Origin of the sequence: Nocardia farcinica, from assembly GCF_029867845.1 — a bacterium.
GTDB classification, from domain to species: domain Bacteria; phylum Actinomycetota; class Actinomycetes; order Mycobacteriales; family Mycobacteriaceae; genus Nocardia; species Nocardia farcinica_A.
Genome location: NZ_JARWRU010000862.1, coordinates 1 through 1,051 on the forward strand (window position 1 = coordinate 1; position 1,051 = coordinate 1,051).

A 1,051-nucleotide genomic window follows, 5' to 3' on the forward strand; every position below is an offset into this window, starting at 1 on the left:
GGCCGCCGACGAGCCTGCGCTTGCCGACCTCGACGAGGATGGAGCGCACGTCGATGCCGTAACGGGCGGAGGCGGTCTCGGCGTGGCGCAGGAAGCTGGAGTACACGCCCGCGTAGCCGAGGGTGAGGGTTTCGCGATCCACGCGCACCGGGCGGTCCTGGAGCGGGCGGACCAGATCGTCGGCGGCGTCCTGGAGGGCGAACAGGTCGCAACCGTGCTCCCAGCCCTGCAGGTCGGCGACGGCGATGAACGCCTCAAGCGGGCAGTTGCCCGCGCCGGCGCCGTGTCCGGCCAGCGAGGCGTCCACGCGGGTGACGCCCTCCTCGACGGCGACCACGCTGTTGGCCACCGAGAGCGAGAGGTTCTCGTGGGCGTGCACGCCGATCTGGGTGGCCGGGTCGAGGACATCGCGATAGGCCCGGACGCGTGCGCGCATGCCGTCCATGGTGAGCCTGCCGCCGGAGTCGGTGACGTAGACGCAGTGCGCGCCATAGGATTCCATCAACTTGGCCTGCTTCGCGAGTTCCTCGGCGGGCGCCAGATGGCTCATCATCAGGAAGCCCGAGACGTCCATGCCGAGCTCACGCGCCTTGCCGATGTGCTGGGCGGCGACATCGGCCTCGGTGCAGTGGGTGGCGATGCGGATCGAGCGCACGCCCAGCCGGTAGGCCTGTTCGAGTTCGGCGACCGTGCCGATGCCGGGCAGCAGCAGGGTCGTGAGCACGGCCTTCTGGACCTGCTCGGCGGCGGCCTCGATCCACTCCCAGTCGGTGTGCGAGCCGGGACCGTAGTTCAGCGAGCCGCCCGCCAAGCCGTCGCCGTGCGCGACCTCGATGGCGTCGACGCCGGCGGCCTCGAGCGCGGCGACGATCTTCCCGACGTTCTCGGTGCTGATGCGATGGCGCACGGCGTGCATGCCGTCGCGCAGCGTGACGTCCTGGATGTAGAGGCGGGTCATGCGGAGACCTTTCCTGCGCCGGTGCGGTGGCGCACGACCGACTCCGCCGTACGCAGTGCCGCGGAGGTCATGATGTCGAGATTGCCCGCGTAG

1 protein-coding gene is annotated in these 1,051 nt (G+C 70.5%); it reads right to left on the minus strand.

Annotated features, from left to right (window positions below; translation table 11 throughout):
• The coding region (gene dmpG, locus QH283_RS18820; RefSeq protein ID WP_280504300.1) for a 4-hydroxy-2-oxovalerate aldolase at window positions 1-958 on the minus strand (958 nt) is incomplete at its 3' end.
• Between the last annotated feature and the right edge of the window lie 93 nt (window positions 959-1,051).